This window comes from Mucilaginibacter sp. L3T2-6, from assembly GCF_030519355.1.
Classification (GTDB): Bacteria; Bacteroidota; Bacteroidia; order Sphingobacteriales; family Sphingobacteriaceae; genus Mucilaginibacter.
Window position 1 is genome coordinate 170,913 of sequence record NZ_JAUMKC010000010.1, and the last position, 17,872, is coordinate 188,784.

14 protein-coding genes are annotated in these 17,872 nt (G+C 39.5%); 1 reads left to right on the top strand and 13 read right to left on the bottom strand.

The window, feature by feature from the left end:
- Positions 1–22: 22 nt before the first annotated feature.
- From Q3W13_RS13260 to Q3W13_RS13320, 13 genes are all read right to left on the bottom strand, one after another.
- On the bottom strand, positions 23–1,150 hold the full coding sequence (locus tag Q3W13_RS13260) for a DegT/DnrJ/EryC1/StrS aminotransferase family protein (protein WP_302864559.1): 1,128 nt from the start codon (positions 1,148–1,150) through the stop codon (positions 23–25).
- Between the two features lie 2 nt (positions 1,151–1,152).
- A complete protein-coding gene (locus Q3W13_RS13265; protein ID WP_302864561.1) occupies positions 1,153–1,758 on the bottom strand; it encodes an acetyltransferase in 606 nt (201 codons plus the stop codon).
- Entirely contained in the window at positions 1,755–2,363 is a 609-nt protein-coding gene (locus tag Q3W13_RS13270) for a sugar transferase (protein WP_302864562.1), read from the bottom strand. The genes Q3W13_RS13265 and Q3W13_RS13270 overlap by 4 nt, the downstream gene beginning before the upstream one ends.
- 3 nt (positions 2,364–2,366) lie before the next feature.
- A complete protein-coding gene (locus tag Q3W13_RS13275; protein WP_302864565.1) occupies positions 2,367–3,608 on the bottom strand; it encodes a glycosyltransferase family 4 protein in 1,242 nt (413 codons plus the stop codon).
- A gap of 135 nt (positions 3,609–3,743) precedes the next feature.
- Positions 3,744–4,847, bottom strand: a complete 1,104-nt coding sequence (wecB, locus tag Q3W13_RS13280) for a non-hydrolyzing UDP-N-acetylglucosamine 2-epimerase (protein ID WP_302864566.1) — start codon at positions 4,845–4,847, stop codon at positions 3,744–3,746.
- 8 nt (positions 4,848–4,855) lie between these two features.
- Positions 4,856–6,640: a DUF4838 domain-containing protein gene (locus Q3W13_RS13285; RefSeq protein WP_302864567.1), complete on the bottom strand. Its 1,785-nt coding sequence runs from the start codon at positions 6,638–6,640 to the stop codon at positions 4,856–4,858.
- Between the two features lie 112 nt (positions 6,641–6,752).
- Positions 6,753–7,937 carry an O-antigen ligase gene (locus Q3W13_RS13290; protein WP_302864568.1) on the bottom strand — a complete coding sequence of 395 codons (1,185 nt, stop codon included), beginning with the start codon at positions 7,935–7,937 and terminating at the stop codon, positions 6,753–6,755.
- Positions 7,938–7,956: 19 nt separating this feature from the next.
- On the bottom strand, positions 7,957–9,315 hold the full coding sequence (locus tag Q3W13_RS13295; RefSeq protein WP_302864569.1) for a lipopolysaccharide biosynthesis protein: 1,359 nt from the start codon (positions 9,313–9,315) through the stop codon (positions 7,957–7,959).
- A 79-nt stretch (positions 9,316–9,394) separates the two neighbouring features.
- Positions 9,395–10,720, bottom strand: a complete 1,326-nt coding sequence (locus Q3W13_RS13300) for a nucleotide sugar dehydrogenase (protein WP_302864570.1) — start codon at positions 10,718–10,720, stop codon at positions 9,395–9,397.
- Between the two features lie 54 nt (positions 10,721–10,774).
- Positions 10,775–13,132, bottom strand: coding sequence for a tyrosine-protein kinase family protein (locus Q3W13_RS13305; protein WP_302864571.1), 2,358 nt, complete (start codon positions 13,130–13,132; stop codon positions 10,775–10,777).
- Positions 13,133–13,166: 34 nt separating this feature from the next.
- Positions 13,167–13,997: a polysaccharide biosynthesis/export family protein gene (locus Q3W13_RS13310; RefSeq protein ID WP_302864572.1), complete on the bottom strand. Its 831-nt coding sequence runs from the start codon at positions 13,995–13,997 to the stop codon at positions 13,167–13,169.
- Positions 13,998–14,387: 390 nt separating this feature from the next.
- Positions 14,388–15,584, bottom strand: a complete 1,197-nt coding sequence (locus Q3W13_RS13315; protein ID WP_302864573.1) for a DUF3179 domain-containing (seleno)protein — start codon at positions 15,582–15,584, stop codon at positions 14,388–14,390.
- A gap of 47 nt (positions 15,585–15,631) precedes the next feature.
- Positions 15,632–16,627 carry a glycosyl hydrolase family 18 protein gene (locus tag Q3W13_RS13320; RefSeq protein WP_302864574.1) on the bottom strand — a complete coding sequence of 332 codons (996 nt, stop codon included), beginning with the start codon at positions 16,625–16,627 and terminating at the stop codon, positions 15,632–15,634.
- A 201-nt stretch (positions 16,628–16,828) separates the two neighbouring features.
- On the opposite strand from Q3W13_RS13320, the gene Q3W13_RS13325 reads away from it, so the two are divergent.
- On the top strand, positions 16,829–17,650 hold the full coding sequence (locus tag Q3W13_RS13325; protein WP_302864575.1) for a sensor histidine kinase KdpD: 822 nt from the start codon (positions 16,829–16,831) through the stop codon (positions 17,648–17,650).
- The last annotated feature ends 222 nt before the right edge of the window (positions 17,651–17,872 follow it).

Consider the following 17,872-nt stretch of genomic DNA (forward strand, 5'->3'; position numbering starts at 1 on the left):
AGGTTACACCACAAGCATTTGTTTAAAAGTTGCTCCTGATGTTATCAACAACCCTTTTCAAATCTTCCCTGGTCAAATTTGACCCAGAAGGAAGACACAATCCGTCGTTAAATAATTTTTCACTGACGCCATTAATGTAGGCGGGGTACGATTCAAATACGGGTTGCAGATGCATGGGCTTCCACAGTGGCCGCGATTCGATGTTGTCATTTTGTAATGACGCCCTGAGTGTTTCCCGTGTAACACCGTTTGATAGGTTCGGATGTACCAATACTGCAGTAAGCCACCGGTTGCTGAAAGAACCTGTTGATTCACTTAGAAATTCTATTGCAGGAATGTCGGAAAGTTGCTCTTTGTAAAATTCGTAGACAGCCCGCCGTTGTTCAATTCGTTCTTTCAGAACCTGCATTTGACCGCGGCCTATGCCGGCGGAAACATTACTTAAACGATAATTATAACCGATAGAAGAATGCTGGTAATGCGGCGCTGCGTCACGTGCCTGCGTTGCCAGGAAATGAGCTTGCCTGATGTAGTTTTCGTCATTCGAAATAAGTGCACCTCCCCCGCTGGTAGTAATTATTTTATTACCGTTAAAAGATAGAATGCCCATCAATCCAAAAGTTCCGGCGGCTTTTCCGTTTATAGTTGAGCCCAAAGCCTCAGCTGCATCTTCGATAACCGGGATGTCATACTTATTGGCAATTTCCATTATCCTGCCCATTTGCGCAGGCATGCCGTATAAATGCACGGGTATAATGGCTTTGGGCTTTTTGCCCTTCGCTATACGATCAATTATAGCCTGCTCAAGCAATGCCGGGTCCATATTCCAGGTTTGCTCCTCGCTGTCGATAAAAACCGGCGTTGCGCCCTGGTAAACTATAGGATTTGCGCTGGCTGAAAATGTAAAACTTTGACAGATCACTTCGTCACCAGCTTCTACGCCGAGCATAATTAAAGCCAGGTGCAAAGCTGCGGTTCCTGAGCTTAAAGCTGCTGCATGAGCAGAACCGGTAAACTTAGCCAAATCGCTTTCAAAACCATCAACATGCGGACCCAAGGGCGCAATCCAATTTGTATCAAACGCCTCTTTAACGAAATTAAATTCGCCGGGTCCTAAGTGTGGGCTCGAAAGCCAGATTTTTGAATTCATATTTATTTAGGATGATTATATTTAATAATTTTTCCAGGGTTGCCGACAACAACCGCATAGTCTGGAACGTTTCTTATAACAACAGCACCTGCCCCAATAGTAGCCCAGCACCCTATCTTAATTCCCTGTATTACACATGCGCCTATCCCAACGTGGCTTCCCTCACCTACTTCTACGTTCCCCGCGAGAGCTGCGTTCGGCGATATATGCACAAAATCGCTTATACTGCAATCATGATCTACTGTGCAATTTGTGTTCAATATCACATGGTTACCCACGGTCACGTCAGAATTAACTACGGCGCCTGCCATTATTGACACACCGCTTCCTAATGATACGCGGCCCGCAAGAACAGCGTTTGGATGAATGGCGTTTATAAATTTTGAATTTAATGATTCGGCTACCCGCTTTCTGGAGGTGTTATTCCCTATACTCACTAAAACACCGCAATCTGAATTGGTAATTTCAACTTCCGGTTTTACTGCGTATTCCATGAGCTTTTTTATCTCAGGATTGCCGTCTATTAGCCCGGATATAATCATGCCATTCTTTTCCAATATATCAATGATTACTTTTGCATGTCCGCTTGCACCATACAAATATATCATACCCCTTCTCCTGTGAATTTTTCCATTGTTGCCGATGTTGCAGAATTAATGCCTTCTGAAATAAACACTTTTTTTACCGTCAAAAGTATTATTTTAATATCCATCTTAAACGAGACATTATCAACATAATACACATCGTACGCAAATTTTTGGTTCCAGCTTATCGCATTACGGCCATTTACCTGCGCCCAACCAGTAATACCGGGTTTTACTTCGTGCCTGCGCCGCTGGGTTTCGTTATACAATGGTAAGTATTCAACCAGCAGCGGACGCGGCCCTACCAGGCTCATATCGCCTTTGATCACGTTAAGTAGCTGAGGAATTTCGTCCAATGAGGTTCTTCTGATAAACCTTCCAAGTCCCGTCAACCTTTCGGCATCCGGAAGCAATTGCCCGGATTTGTCCCGCCGGTCATTCATCGTTTTAAACTTAATAACCTTAAATATCCGACTATTTAAACCAGGGCGCGGCTGAAAAAAGAATACGTGACCGTCATTAAACAGTAAAAGCAGCACTACAACCAATAGAAAAAACGGAAACAAAAGCAAAAAAGCGAAAGTTGCTGTAAGGGTATCGAATAAAGCTTTTAAATATTTGCGATACATGCTTCAACTCTTTTTTGCGAAGTCTTTTAAATAGTCCAGGTATTTTAGCGCAAGATTCTTTCGGTCGAAATTTTCTTTTGCAAAGCGGTAGCCGCTTTCGCCTTCCAGCTTTATTCGTTCCGGATTACTGATGTATTGTCTTACTTTTCTTGAAAAGTCTGTCGGGTTCTCTGGCTCTACAAATACCCCTGCACCAGCCTCTTCAACCAATTCACGCGATACGCCATCAATAGCCATCAGTATGGGTTTTTTACAGGCCATATAGTCGAAGGTTTTATTGGAATACACCGTTTTGAAAGTTTCAACGTTTTTGAGTACCGATGTACCCATATCCGAGGCAAAAATATATTTAAAAACTTCAGCTTTAGGCACCGGGTCCAGAAATAAAACATTGGTAACATTCATTTTTGCCGCCAATCCTTTTAAATGCTCCTTTTGCATACCCTGACCGATAAGTACAAATAAAACATTTGTATCGCGCATCATATCCCCGGTTTCTAAAACCTGCTCAAGGTGATTTGCAACTCCATGAGCGCCCACATAAGTTACTACAAACTTATTTTCCCAGCCATGCTCCTTACGGAACGCTTCCGTGTCAAATGTTTCGAGCAGGTGGTCCGATAGGCTGAAGTCCGCAGCATTAGGTATAAAAATTATCTTCTCGGGCGATACATTCTTTTTCTCGATAAGTGTTTTCCGGAAAGCGGGCGTAAGTACATTTATCTTTTTTGCGGTGCGATAGATAAACCGCTCGAGGGCGTAAGCCAACTTAATAATAAGTTTATTAGTCACAACGCCCGTATCTATAGCCGACTCGGGCCATAAATCACGTATTTCAAAAACAAACGGAATACCCTTTAGCCGTGAAAGTACATAACCGGTTATTCCAATAAACAATGGCGGAGAGGTTACCAAAATTATATCATGCTTTCCTTTTACTTTGAAAAGACCGGCCCACATGGCAGAAAACACGAACGAAAAATACCCCCACAACCTACCCAAAAAACCAGCATTATAGCTTTCAGAAACATGTGTGCGCCAAACGGTAACGCTGCCCTGAAGGTTTTTTTTAAACCATTTACCTTTATACTCCGGGCGTTTTTGCGCGCCATTATAATGCATCATCCCGGCAATAACCGTTACCTCATGACCAAGTTCTGACCATTGGGCTGTAAGTTCATTAAACCTTGAGCCACCAGGATCATCCTGTTCCAGAAAATATTGGTGAAGTAATAATATTCTCATTAGTTAGTTTACAAAATTGTATTCGCAGCGATCACGTAAATTTAACTGCTTATCTAAAATAGCATGCAAAAAACCATGTCATCGCTATGGCTGTAAAATAAAAGTTTTTATTATGTATTTCAGAATAGTGTCACCTCACAGATTACCGGCGGCGTTTAGTTCACAAAGATGATCGACAATCCGAACCGCTGTATTGCCATCCCATAACGGTGGAATATTGCCATTTTTCCAATTTCCGTTAAATAACTTTTCAAAGGCTGGCTTAATTGCTCTAGGGTCAGTTCCAATTAGTTCGTTAGTGCCAATGGTAACCGTCTCTGGCCTCTCTGTATTATTTCTCAATGTGATACAAGGAATGCCCATAACCGTAGTTTCTTCAGTAATTCCGCCAGAATCGGTCACCACCATTTTTGCTCTCTGTACAAGATAATTAAATTCAAGGTAGCTCAAAGGCTCAATGAAAAATAGATTAGGGGCTTCAATCCCTAACCCTTGTAAGTTTTTTGCTGTACGGGGGTGAACCGGAAAAATTACTGGGAGCCCGCGGCTGTTTTCAATAATTTTCGCCATTAACTCTTTTAGCTGATGTTCCTGATCTACATTTGCAGGCCGGTGAAGGGTGAGAACGAAGTAATTGCGGTCTGACAAATTCGCTTCTTGCCATATCGACGGGCAGATAAAATTTGCTTTATTCTTAAGCAACGTATCTATCATCGTGTTCCCAACGAAAAATATCCGTTCATCGCCGATGCCGCTGTTACGGAGATTATTATTGGCAACTTCCGAAGTAGTAAAGAAGTAATTTGTAATACTATCTGTAACCAGGCGGTTAATTTCTTCGGGCATAGTCCAGTCATCCGACCTTATGCCGGCCTCAACATGTGCTACTTTAACATGTAATTTTTGTGCAGTAATAGCGCAAGCCATGGTGGATGTTACGTCGCCAACAACTATCACCAAATTAGGACGATGCAAAAGCAGCTCTTGTTCAAAGCGAACCATTATGGCAGCTGTTTGTTCTGCCTGGGATCCGCCGCCAGCATCAAGATTCGCATCCGGGGCGGGTATTCCCAGTTGATCAAAAAAATCTCCACTCATCTTTTTATCGTAATGCTGACCGGTGTGGATCAATCGATAGTTAATATCATATCCATCATTTTTCTTTTGTTTTATAGCGTCGATAATTGGCGCTATTTTCATAAAGTTGGGCCGGGCACCAGCTATTATATCTATGATCATAAGTGAGACTATTTTTTAAATATTTTTTCTTTAATCCAATCCACTACAGGTGAAAACAATGGATCATCTTTAAATCGATTTAATGTAGTTGTTACTTCTATGGAGTTTTGTAATACATCGCCGCCTCCTTTGCGGTCTAATTGACTGTTCTGGTAAGTTTGAATACAAAGTTTATAAAAATCCCACATTTTTTTCAATTCAGTAACACGTTCTCGACGCTGGGAGTTATCTGCGAGCGTAATAGCTTCATTTAATAGTTTCTCTGACATCGTGATGTAAGCTTGGGGTACCAATCTTAGGTAGTTCAGGTTATTAAAGGGCATATATTTACTTTTTTTATTGTTCCAGAGTGAATTATTTATGTCTTGCGTCCAAAATTTTTCCCAAATAGCATAAAACTGTTTTAATTTCGGGGCAGCCTTTAAGCCAGCTGTACGTGTATACCATTTATTAAGTAGACTGTCTATGTCTTGATTCGGATTCCATAAAAGTTTTGCTAACACCCATGCCTTAGGTCCTTCTCCCCAATTCGGGTAAAGCTCCGCATAATAGTATCTTATATTATTGTTACTTCCCCAAAGCAAATAATCGTGCATTGTTGAGAACCAAACCCGAGGGACAAGATAAGTATAACCATAAGCATAATCATACCAACCTATGAGGTTACTTCGGGCCTGCCAGTCTTTTGTAAGTTTTTGATCATTAGCCTTAAGATCTGGGGCTGCCCATTTTAGACGTTCATACGTTAAGAAAGTGACAATATGGGGATCAATGCCAACTTCTTTGGACGGAGGCTCCGCAACATCATTATACCCGAGCGCCCCGAAAAATTTATCAGGATAAACTGCGTTTACTTTCTTCGCCACCTCATTAGCCCATTTAAAATAATCATCAGACCTACTAGTAAATCCTAGATAGTTAGTTATACCAGAAGGGCGCTGTAACGGTTGCTGCGAATCATTATAGTTTTCAGAATCATTAATCCCTAAAGAATAACTGGTAACGTCCGGCTTGGTTTTAAAATAATTAATAATAACAGAAGCTGCTGCATCAGCAATGCCTGGGGCATTAAAATCAGGTTGCCATTTCTGGTCTTTTGAGTCGAGCGGTATATATCGCCGACCTCGTATCTTAGGATAAAATTCTGGATGGCTTTTACCAAAAAACTTAGGATCAAATAAGTTCATAAGGTTATGATTAAAGTTGATCCTATCATGGAGCATATTATATCTCCCCCAAGTTCCAAAGGGTGTATTTGCATTGATATTTATCGGAGATAGACGACGTGAAATATAACATGGAGTTTGCAATATCTTAGTGTCTTTGACTATTAAAGACTTTTTAGAGGGAATATCAGTACCCAAATCAGTAGGCATTAACCAACAAATATCTAAGTAACGTTCGAGAAAAAAATAAACTCCAAATTCCGTACCCCAATCACTTCCTCCGACTATCGCAAAGTTCGACTCATCAATCTTTTGTAATACAAACGCGTCTTGATCTAATGTTTGATAATTTATACCACTTTTTTTTATGTAATCGCTTATTCCCAAATGTATCGATATATTATTACCTGGTGCCGTCCTAATTTCTAATAAAGCACCCGTACTTTTCCGAATATATTGCTGTAACACGGTCGCGGTTTGGCTTAGCTGCTTACTAGAGTTTTCCGATAAAATGATACTCGCCTTTGCCTGGCCATTGTCAACAATAATAATATCGCTTGCCCTTGAATTCGTCACAATTACTAAAAGAGAAAAGAGCATTAAGCTCAAAGGTTTAATACTTTTCATGTGATTAGCTCATAAAATGTTTCACAATCAAACTGTAAAAATTGAAATTAACTACTAGCATTTGCATACCGCTGTTAAAACCGTAACTATATCTATCTATCTATATTATAAGTCAACCACTTTGAAATAATCTTTTCTTTATCGGCCTCAAACCTCCATTACCGATGCCATCTGATGCAGTTTTTACGAAACTGCCCATTAAAATGGGGTAAAGTGAATATCTAAGATAAGAAAAATCTCCACTAAACATCAATGCAAGCAAACCAAAATATCCAATCCACATGATCGTATTTTTCTTGTTTAATTTAAAAATGAAGAAAATAAACAAAAAGATTCCAATTAAGCCAGTTTCAGACGCTAATTCAAAAAGGATGTTGTGCGGATATTTCTCTTGGTAATATGCGCCCGATGCCCACCCTCCGAAACCTACGCCTACTATGGGATTTTGAAAAAATAAATTTATTGCGCGTGAATAATTTTCCTGACGCTGACCGACGGAACCTTTACCCAAACCTTTACTAAATCCTTCGGGATCCTGCACGTAAGCTTGAATGGAAGTCACTATCCTGGAATTTTGCCCGTACGTAAAAACTAAATAAATGCCTATTATTAATAAAACACACACAAAAATCTTAACTATAATCTTATCCCCCAATATCCTATTGAACCTTAAAACCGATAGCGCCAATACAGCTATAAATGGCCCCTTGGATCCAGACCAAATAATCATCAAAAAGAAAAAAATCGCTCCAAAAAGATGAAAAAAATATCTTTCCTTCCTTAGCACTACGCTCAAAAAAGCCATGCCTGACACCCAGCCAAAGGGAATGGGGCCTAATAAGCCATAATTTTGTTGGCGGTCAAAAAAACCGGTTCGCAATTTATAAATTATTGCCACCAGACATATAATTCCAACGGCATATGTTATATATCTAAATATTTCGTCTTCTGTCCATTCATATCTGCCGAAAAAAGTTGCTAGTGTGAATGGAACCAATAATCCAAGGCATGCTTTTGCAAGTCCATATTGAGTATCGCCTAATAACGAAGAAGTAAATAGATATAAATAAAAAATAAATGCAAGAACAAACAGTTTTTGATAGTTTCTTCCAGCGATACTGCGGCTAATACCAAGTGCACCAAATGATGCCAACATACAAAAAAATACTACATATATAGACCAATTATTGTCCGCCTCGTCAGGGAACAAACTTTTAAGGCCAATATTCAAAAAAAATAAAACTAAAAAAACAAGAACTTTCTGACCTTTGGATATTTTATGTATTTTTCGAAGCATTTTGTGAAAATGTCGGGGGTTATTTATCCTTCTTATTGAGTACCTGCCGTTTATACCGGCCATAAAGATTGATCCCCAGCAGCCTATTTGCATGATAATATGCAAATGCATTTTGTAAAACCAAGCCAATTGCGGTGGCAATAGCAGCTCCCCAATAACCCCAATATTTTGAGAAAAATATTGAACATGTTATGGTGATTACCGCAGTTAACATTACGTTGTTTCGGAGATATCTTTGATGACCAGTCATGTTCAATAAAAAGAAGATTGGACCTGTGAGAACGTTAAATAGTTGAGCTGCTGAAAGGAGAATTAGAGCATTTTTTGCTGGTGTGAAGGCGTTGCCGAAAATATGTAATATTTGGGTGGGGAAACAAAGGACTACAAGAAAAGCAGGCGTAGCAATTAAAAGCATATAAAGGGTGGAATTTCGCGCTAGATTTTGTAAGGACTCCATATCCTTGTTTTTAAAATATGTAGCAAAGTAAGGAGCAGTGACGTTGTTTATAATAGCTAATATAAAGTTTATTAAAAACGATACATTTCTAGCAATATTATATAATCCAATGTCTCGTGGTGTAGCGTAAAGACCAAGTATTATTCCTGGGCTAAAGTTCAAAAGATATGTAGTAATTGAGGATATAGCGAAATCTGGAAGGGATAAAAAAAAACCATTAATATTATTTCTTACTCTTGCAGCTTCATTCTTAAGTTTTCGTAACACAAATTCAAGAGTTATTTGGCCTATTGCTAGCACTACTATCGTAGCTATTAACAAAATTACACTCGTTGAAAAAGGAGTAATGTCTACACCAAAAAAATTAGCAGTGATAACAAACAGCCCCGTTAAAAAAGCCAACAGCCCAATTTCTACAAAAGGGGCAATTTCAGGCCTTTTAAACGCTTTGAGATAGGTTGACTGTAACAAGATGTTTGCATAAAATGGCACATTTATAGCCATAACGATCAATACAGTATTGAAGTTGGCTACCCCAAAAAGTTTTTCTGCCAGAATACCTTTTGAAGTAAACAAACCTAAAGCAAAAAAAAGACTAATTAACGTAGAAGCTATTAACACCGATTTACGCAGATGTCTCAGAGTAACTTTGTCCTTATCATGAAATAGTATGCTGGCATACTTTAGCAATGCCTGATCCATACCGAAATTTGATGCTATACCAAGCCCCATCAAAATCGAATAGGCAAGCATAAATCGACCGTAGTTAGCAGCCCCCAATTGCCTAGCTAGCACAAAGCTCAAAAATATAGTACCAAAGCCAGAAATACCCCGACTGACAGCTGTAGATATGAAACTGATTAAAAACGTGCGATCTTTATCTAAACGTAACTTTAACTTCTTAACAATACCCTGTCGCATTTGCTAATTTTTGCTTTCCAATTCAAATGATCTTGATTTGATTTCTATGTCCGAGCAATTTACAGTTAAACTCTCAGACTCACAGTCGACTAGAAACAATATCTCTATCAAGACATGCTTTCGCATCAAAAATAACTGAATTGATGTGAGTTATCTTTCTATAATCTAAGGTTAAAAATTTATTGTGAGCAACTGCCAATATAATCGCATCATAGCGAACATTATCCTGGAGTTCAGAAACAATATCTAGCCCATATTCATGTTTGACTTCCGCAATATCAGCCCATGGATCGTAAATGTCTACAATTATTCCAAATTGTAATAATTCGTAATGGATGTCGATAACCTTTGTGTTACGAACATCGGGGCAGTCTTCTTTAAAAGTTATCCCCATTATCAGCACCCTTGCCCCCTTAATTTTAAGATCTTTTTCGATCATCAATTTAAGCGTTTTGTTAGCTACGAATGCCCCCATCCCATCATTGACACGACGGCCAGACAAAATCACCTGAGGATGGTAGCCAAGAGATTGCGCTTTGTGGGCCAAATAATAAGGATCGACACCAATGCAATGGCCGCCAACCAGTCCCGGTTTGTATTTCAAGAAATTCCATTTAGTGCCAGCTGCTTCAATAACGTCAGTTGTGTCAATGCCAATTCTATCAAATATGAGCGAAAGTTCGTTTACAAAAGAAATATTAACATCTCGTTGGGCGTTTTCAATAGCTTTAGAAGCTTCGGCGACCTTAAGACTTGGAGCTTTGTGTGTACCAGCGACGATAATTGACGCATACAGTCTATCTACGTGTTCCGCAACATCGGGCGTTGATCCTGACGTAACCTTTTTGATTTTAGTAAGCGTGTTTATTTTATCTCCCGGGTTAATTCTTTCAGGAGAATATCCTGCATAAAAATCAACATTGAATGTAAGACCGGATGATTTCTCAAGAACGGGAACGCAGTCTTCTTCAGTGCAGCCCGGATAAACGGTAGATTCGTAAATAACCAAATCACCTTTCTTCAGAACAGCCCCTATCATTTCGGATGCTTTTAACAGCGGCGTAAGGTCCGGTGCCTTAAATTGATCAATTGGCGTTGGAACAGTTACAATAAAAATATTACGATCTTCCAAATCAGCTTTTACGGATGAGAAACCGAGCCCATTATTACCTGCCCCCCTTTTTTGTTCTATTACCGCTAACAATTCGTCGATATCAGCTTCCTGGGTTTTGTCTATACCTTTTGATAAATCTTGAACCCTTTCCACATTTATATCGAAGCCCAGTACATCATATTTTTTTCCAAATTCCAAAGCGAGCGGCAAACCAACATAGCCTAATCCGATAATAGCTATTTTAGCTGTTTCTGGTCTGTTCGAGTCAAAAGTTAAATTCGTTAATGACATTTTTTTATATTAAAGACTAAAATTTCCCAATTAATTACCTTTCAACCGGCAATATTATTTTTTCTTCCTAGTAAAACCAAAACTGCGCTTTTTAGCTTGGTCTTCCTGGTAATAACCACCGCCATAACCGTAACCGTAACCATAACCATAACCATATCCGTAACTAGCGGATGAATAATCTATGGAATTAAACACAATATTCAGATTAGGAAATTTCTTGTTCCTATATAATTCATCTATTAACAGTATCTGGCTTTTGAAGGTATAATTATGCCGCACTATAAACATAGTGGCATGGGCGAACTTTCCTAAAATCTGAGCATCAGTAACCAGGCCAACCGGAGGAGCATCAATTATAATATAATCGAAATCTTGTTTTAACTCTTCTATCAATACATTTATCCGGCCATTAGTTAAAAGTTCAGCCGGGTTCGGAGGAGTGGGGCCGCTGGTTATTATAAAATAATTTGGCTGCTCCTGAACAGGCTTTATAACTTCTTTGTAATTATAGTTGCTTATTAAATAATTTGATAAACCTTTATCATTATCTACTTTCAACCCTATGTGCAACTTTGGCTTTCTAAGGTCAAGTTCTAATATCACAACTTTCTTTCCAGACATGGCTAAGCTGGCGCCCAAATTAAGCGACACGAAAGATTTCCCTTCACCGCTGGTTCCTGAAGTGAAAAGCAAGACCTTATGATGATGCTCGGAGCTAATAAATTGCAAGTTCGTACGCAAAGCCCGTATCTGTTCAGATACCATCGATCTGGGCTTCTCAACAACCAGAAGCGCAATGGACTCATCCGAATGGGCAATTTCTGCTAAAATTGGTGCCTGAGTTGCCTTTTCTATATCCGAACGTTTTTTAACCTTATTGTTTAGCAATTCTCTTAAATAAATTACAGCAACCGGAATTAACACGCCCAGGATTAAGAAGATAAGCATCACCAACGATTTAACGGGTTTTACCGGCAAAGGTGTACTCCTGGCAACGTCAACAGTTCTGCTATCTGCCAAATTTGACGCCAAAGACATTTCTTGTTCCTCGCGCTTTTGTAAAAGGAAATTAAAGAGGGTGTTTTTAATGTCTTGCTGGCGCATTACATCAAGTAAGCCCCGCTCCTTTGATGGCACCTGTTGTATTATTGACTGAAACTGGTTGTTCTTTTTATCGAGCTGTTGCTTAGTAGCCATTAACCCTGACTTAAGATTTTCAACTGATTGATTTATTGAAGTCTTTAGCGAATTTATCTGGTCATTAAGAGAAGTGACTATGGGGTTCGTTTCCGGAATAGTTTGCAAAAGGCTTTGTTTTCTCAGTTCGGCATCGCCTAATTTACTTACAAGGCCTAATAACGTTGGGTCATCAATACCCAACATTGATGGTAATTCTTGTTTACCATCCGAAGAATGCGTATAACTTTCAATATTCCTCAACACGCTTAGCTGGATATTTACTTTGCTCAGGTCAGCATCATTTTGCTGAACGCTCTGCATAAATACCTGAGATTGTGCGCTGATATCTGTTATACGGTTGCTCGACTTATAGTTTTCAACATTCTTCTCGGCAGTCCCCAATTCTTCGGCCAATTTTGTTAGCCGTTCCTGTATAAATCCTAATGTACTGGTTGTTACCTTATTTTTGTCGGCAACCGCAGCATTATTATATTCATCAACTAAGCGGTTCAATATATCTTCACCTCTTTTCGGGATTGCATCCTGATAGGTTATTATTAGTACCGTACCCTCTTTACTAACTGGGTTAATGCTAAGCAGCTTGCTATAGTTTTGGTAAAACGTTGGAAGGTCATTGAAGGTAATATCAATCTCAGCATTAATATATTGGGGATCAATTTTATCTGCAGTAATAAGCACCAGGCCTAATTCTGTTTGGACCGGATGATTGATCTGAACTTTTTTCCCTTCAATTTCCAGCTCCTTGCTGTTAACAACTGTAACTTTTAAATCTTCCTTATAGCTATTTTCGTTTTGTTTCAGTAATTCAGCATGAAAAGGCAAATTTTGATACAATGGGAACTTCCTTGCATGACCGACCTGGAAATAAGAAACTTGTAAGCCTAAAGTCTTTACTACCTTTTCCATCAAAGTGTAAGACTTTAATATCTGAACCTCGTTATCAATTATCTTGTCGGAAGAAAAAAGATCGAGACTTTTCAGAATATCATCACCGCCGCCGCTAGGCGTATTTTTATCTTGTTTTATCAACAAGTCGGTCTCAATCTGGTATAGTGGGGTAGTAATTTTAATATAAACAAAACCTAAACCCAGGAAAATAACAAGCGATAGCACAAACCATTTCCAGTGGTGGAGATATTTGAACAGAATTTCTCTCAAATTAACTTCTTCCGCATCTTGAGACACGATGTTATAATCATTGTTTGCGTCCATCTATCAAATAATATCTATTATCTTAATTTTTTAATTATTTAGCTCTGTAAATAAGCAGTAATAATGCTGCAAGGCTACTAAGAATTATAGGCAAAAGCCGCAAAGTTGGGTCATTCTGCTGGGCTTTGGTTTTTGTTTGCTCAACATAAACTATGTCGCCAGAGTGAAGGTAGTAATAAGGAGAAGTAAATATATCGCGGCTGTTCAGGTTAACCCGGCCAAACTCTTTTGTTCCGTTATTATCTCTTATGACGAGCAAATTTTCGTGCTTTGCGTATGGCGTTAAATCTCCTGCCATACTTATCGCTTCGGGTAACGTAACCCTTTCGTTCGGTATTACATAAACTGATGGATGGGCTACTTCTCCCATCACTGATATTTTATAGTTTAAGAAACGGATATTAACTGTTGGTTCCTTAGTGTAAAATTCAAGCTTTTTTTTGATCAATTCCCGGGCTTCGGCTGTAGTTAAGCCTCCTACTTTAACTTGTCCCAATAAAGGGAATTCAATAGTTCCGTTTGCATCAACCAAAAAACCGGCATTCGGCTGAGATTGCGCTGCCTGAGCCGCGCCTTGAACACCTGCGCCCGAACTTGATGTGGCTAGATCAGTAGCTGCTGCCGCACCCGAGCCAGAAAACGGATTGAAAAAACTACTCGCTGCAGAATTTAAAGAATTAACATAAATAGAGAGGACATCGCCGGGCTGTATTTTAGGAATATAAGCCTGCGCTACGCTGATCGTATCTGATTGGTTAGCCTGCTTTTGAAAATAAATATATTTCTTTTGGTCGACGCAAGATGTTAAAATTGTGGTAAAGCTAAGAAATAATAACAGTAAAGGTAAATGATGGCTTTTTTTCATACTTTGTTTACGTAGGCCGTTTGTCACATTTTCGTAACGATTCGGGGCCAAAAGTATAACATTTTAAGCAAACACAAAAATTTAATTCTGTTATAGCAGGTTTTTAAACTTCCAAGATAATTATATCCCTCTAATAAATAATCATATATACTTTTAAAGGACTGTTAAATATCAAAGTTATTTTTTTATTAAATTTAATTAAATAAATAAGTCATTCACCTTGCGCGAATGACTTATCTGAATAACTATTAACTGACCTTATCCCTACTGTGCAGGCGGGAGTCTGGTAATAACAAAACTAAAACTATGTTTTCCCGCTTTCTTCACCCCAACAGGGGGATTTATCATTTTGACATCGTTAAATGTCTTTCACAATAAGAACTAATTATGCTATTGAAGTAACGTTTTTGGATGAAAATGTCTCCAGGAGCGCAAATATTCCTGGTAAGCTTGTATTTTATCCATTTTAGCGCCCTTAACTGGCCCTGCAACACATAGGCCGTTCCAGTTCCACGTTGACCCGGTTTCCCGGTCAATAAGTATACCCTCGTTACTAACGTTCAAGTGAAGTTCTTTTCCGTTTATAACTCTTTTATAGGCATGAAAGCTAAGGCTGTCGCTTTCCAGACCAACCATCAGTGGCATATTACCAACATTGTCATTAACTACTTTAGCTTTTACAAGCGGTCGCCAGTTGTATGCCTTCGCCTGGCCATTTACAATTACTCCTACGACCCAACTCTTCTGTATTATTGTATCTTTATTTTTTATCATGCTGTCGCGGTCGATGGATTGTATGCGGTCATAGTTTTTAAGGTCGGTGTAATCTGCGGTGAAATGTTGGTCTGGCTGTAATATTAACGAACCTGGATATTTAGTCAACCACGATACCAGGGTCGATTGCTCATAATATAATTCCTTTAAATGCTTTCCCTTTAATGGCCCAACGGCAGCAGCGCCGGTAGCCTGATACCACCAGGTTTTAGTATCGGAATCCTCAATAATGGCATTGTAGTGTCTCGCCCCTACCAAACGGAATAGCTGCTTTCTGCCATTAACAACGGGACTATAAACCCGCCCGGTGCGGCACATGGTACAATAGGTAACCAGAACCGGTTCGCCACCAACGTTATCCTGTACCTTATGATGATAGCCCAGATAAACCAGCGGATAGGCTTTTGCAACCCCATTATTTACCACGCCCAATATCACCATGCTCTCGGGCACGTGGTTGTTTATGGCGTTAGCAAATACCACAGCTTTTGGCTCTTCAAACATTGTTTCCGCCTTATACTTTACGTCGGTTAAATAAAAGCTGCCCAAAAATAAAATCATTGCCGCAAGTTTCATCAGCTTAGATTTGGTTGAATTATCGCGAAAATATCTGATAATAAAATACAATATCATAACCGAGCCGGTCAGCCGCAATGGCGTAAGAACTTTTTCAAGATAATAGGATACGGTTATGGCGTTTAAATCCTGACTGCCGGGAAAAGGCATCAGCAGGTAAGCATGTACCAGGCCCGGAATAAGTAACAGACAGAAGCCGGTCCAAAAAATCCAGGCATTACCTTGCGCTTTGTTCATGGGGTATCAATGGTTATAATCAGAGCCTCAAGATAAAAAAATACTTTTCAATATTTATCATGAATGTTTATTGTGTTATTTATCGTATTTAACAGCGACTTATCGCCTTCGGCATCGCCCAGTAATTGCCAAACCATTACGCCGCCGGCTTTCTGCAATGCCAGCTCAGTTTTATTTTTTATGGTTTCCCTACCATTATAATGGATTTTTCCGCCCCCGGTTACCGTAATAATATCTGCATTTTCGGCGCCGGAATACCGGGCGACCAAATTCTTAAAGCTTATTTCAGCAGGCGCTCCCGGCCCGAAACCATAGCCATAAAAAGGTAAGCCAAGGTTCAGTTTCTGAGGGGCAATCCGGCGGGTATTTATCCAATAATCCAAATCAGCAACTGCCATATCATACGGTGCATGAGGGCCTTCATCGGCAGGTCGCCATGGCCCCGTCTTATCGTACGACATAATATTGATAAAATCATAAGCCGCCAGCGCTTTATCAGTATATTTTAATTTGTAGGCACTAGCTACCGCCGAAGTGAGCAATTTTCCCTTAGATTTTAGGGCCGCCGACAGGCCGGTTACAAATGCCTCGTAATTGGTATCGATCCGGTCACCTTCCAGGTCCACATCTATGCCGTCCAGGTTATAATCAACCGATAGTTTAGTAAGATTATCGATCAATTTCACTCTCAACGAGTCCATCATCAATTTAGAATAATATGCAGGGGCCGAACCGCCACCGATAGATATCAGGACTTTTGTGTGTTTGTCGTGGGCCGCAGTAACTGTCTGGCTCAAATGTGCCGGGATAGTAAAATCTGCTGCGGAATCAGGGTTGACAAAAGCTATGTTGAGATAATTGACTCTTCCGAAATCGAAATTTAATACATCATTTTTCTGCATTCCGAAAACCGGCAGGTAACCAATAACGCGGAAGCTCTTCCCGGCTTTTTCATATCGGGTTGACTGCCCCGCTGCGTTTTCGGCAGCCAAAATCATCGTGATTAGCGAGACCTTTGCAAAAATTTTAAAAACGCCCTTCATAATATTTTTAAAGTTTCCTGCCGCAATATACAGGCTATATTGTTTAATTTATTTTTTGCCACATTATCACAACTCTTTTATAGCGTCTCCCGTTTAAGTAGATAATTTACCTTAAATGACTTTTAAGCAGTGATTGAGACTTGCCAGGTACACAGTGACCGCCGGTTATTTTGCTGATCATATTTTAACAATCTATACTTGATGATAACCCAAACACTTAAAAACACAAAAGGAACTCTTAGCGTGCTTGCACAGCGCAACAAGGAATTGCAAAACTCTCTTGAAGAACTTGAACGGGTAAATAAAAACTACTTACGTATTATGCGGGTAATGGCTCACGATTTACGAAACCCGCTGTCTGGCATGACCGGCCTTGCCAGTATGCTGATGGTTGAGGATGAATTTTCTGAAGACAGTAAACATATGTTAAAGCTCATAGAAACCACAGGTCTGCACTCTATGGAGATGATAAGCGAATTGCTTAGATCAGGGTTGGACAGTGACGACGAGCCCCTGGTTACGCAAAGACTTGACCTAAACGCTATGTTGTACGACTCAATTGAATTACTTCAATTCCGCGCTAAAGAGAAAAGTCAGGAATTAATTTTTGAAAGTGATAACGAGGCTATTATGGCCGAAATTAACCATGAGAAAATATGGCGCGTAATTAACAACCTTATAGTAAACGCTATTAAATTCAGCTACACAGGCAGCAAGGTAAAAGTTGGTATTAGAGGCAACGGTGAAGATATTCTTATATGGGTTGCCGATAACGGCATAGGCATACCCGCCGAAAACAAGGAATTGGTTTTTGAAATGTTTACCCCAGTAAAAAGAAACGGCACACATGGTGAGCAGCCTTTCGGTTTGGGGTTATCTATTTCGAAAAAGATAATCGAATTACACAACGGTAAAATCTGGTTTGAAGACAATGCCGGTAATGGCACTATATTTTTTATAGAGCTCCCCGCTGAGCAAAACAAAAGTGCCTTAGATAAGGATGCCGGTTTAGCCGAATCTTGAAGATCAGTGACAGATTCCTGAGGCGACCAAGTCTAAATTATTAGGTAAAAAACTCAGAATTTTTACTTTCCGGCTGGCTATTGACTAATACCTCCGCCCGAAAACGAAATAATAGTCAACTATATCAATAAGTCATATTAAAATAAAAGAGGCCGTCTCATAACTAGTTTATGAGGCGGTTTTTATATTAATGGTTTTTTATTTTAGGTGTTTGAATTTTGC

What these genes read in the sequence shown, in the direction of transcription:
- Q3W13_RS13260 (WP_302864559.1), bottom strand. Translation starts at nt 1,150, where the DNA reads ATGAATTCAAAAATCTGGCTTTCGAGCCCACACTTAGGACCCGGCGAA.
- Q3W13_RS13265 (WP_302864561.1), bottom strand. Translation starts at nt 1,758, where the DNA reads ATGATATATTTGTATGGTGCAAGCGGACATGCAAAAGTAATCATTGAT.
- Q3W13_RS13270 (WP_302864562.1), bottom strand. Translation starts at nt 2,363, where the DNA reads ATGTATCGCAAATATTTAAAAGCTTTATTCGATACCCTTACAGCAACT.
- Q3W13_RS13275 (WP_302864565.1), bottom strand. Translation starts at nt 3,608, where the DNA reads ATGAGAATATTATTACTTCACCAATATTTTCTGGAACAGGATGATCCT.
- wecB (WP_302864566.1), bottom strand. Translation starts at nt 4,847, where the DNA reads ATGATCATAGATATAATAGCTGGTGCCCGGCCCAACTTTATGAAAATA.
- Q3W13_RS13285 (WP_302864567.1), bottom strand. Translation starts at nt 6,640, where the DNA reads ATGAAAAGTATTAAACCTTTGAGCTTAATGCTCTTTTCTCTTTTAGTA.
- Q3W13_RS13290 (WP_302864568.1), bottom strand. Translation starts at nt 7,937, where the DNA reads ATGCTTCGAAAAATACATAAAATATCCAAAGGTCAGAAAGTTCTTGTT.
- Q3W13_RS13295 (WP_302864569.1), bottom strand. Translation starts at nt 9,315, where the DNA reads ATGCGACAGGGTATTGTTAAGAAGTTAAAGTTACGTTTAGATAAAGAT.
- Q3W13_RS13300 (WP_302864570.1), bottom strand. Translation starts at nt 10,720, where the DNA reads ATGTCATTAACGAATTTAACTTTTGACTCGAACAGACCAGAAACAGCT.
- Q3W13_RS13305 (WP_302864571.1), bottom strand. Translation starts at nt 13,132, where the DNA reads ATGGACGCAAACAATGATTATAACATCGTGTCTCAAGATGCGGAAGAA.
- Q3W13_RS13310 (WP_302864572.1), bottom strand. Translation starts at nt 13,997, where the DNA reads ATGAAAAAAAGCCATCATTTACCTTTACTGTTATTATTTCTTAGCTTT.
- Q3W13_RS13315 (WP_302864573.1), bottom strand. Translation starts at nt 15,584, where the DNA reads ATGAACAAAGCGCAAGGTAATGCCTGGATTTTTTGGACCGGCTTCTGT.
- Q3W13_RS13320 (WP_302864574.1), bottom strand. Translation starts at nt 16,627, where the DNA reads ATGAAGGGCGTTTTTAAAATTTTTGCAAAGGTCTCGCTAATCACGATG.
- Q3W13_RS13325 (WP_302864575.1), top strand. Translation starts at nt 16,829, where the DNA reads ATGATAACCCAAACACTTAAAAACACAAAAGGAACTCTTAGCGTGCTT.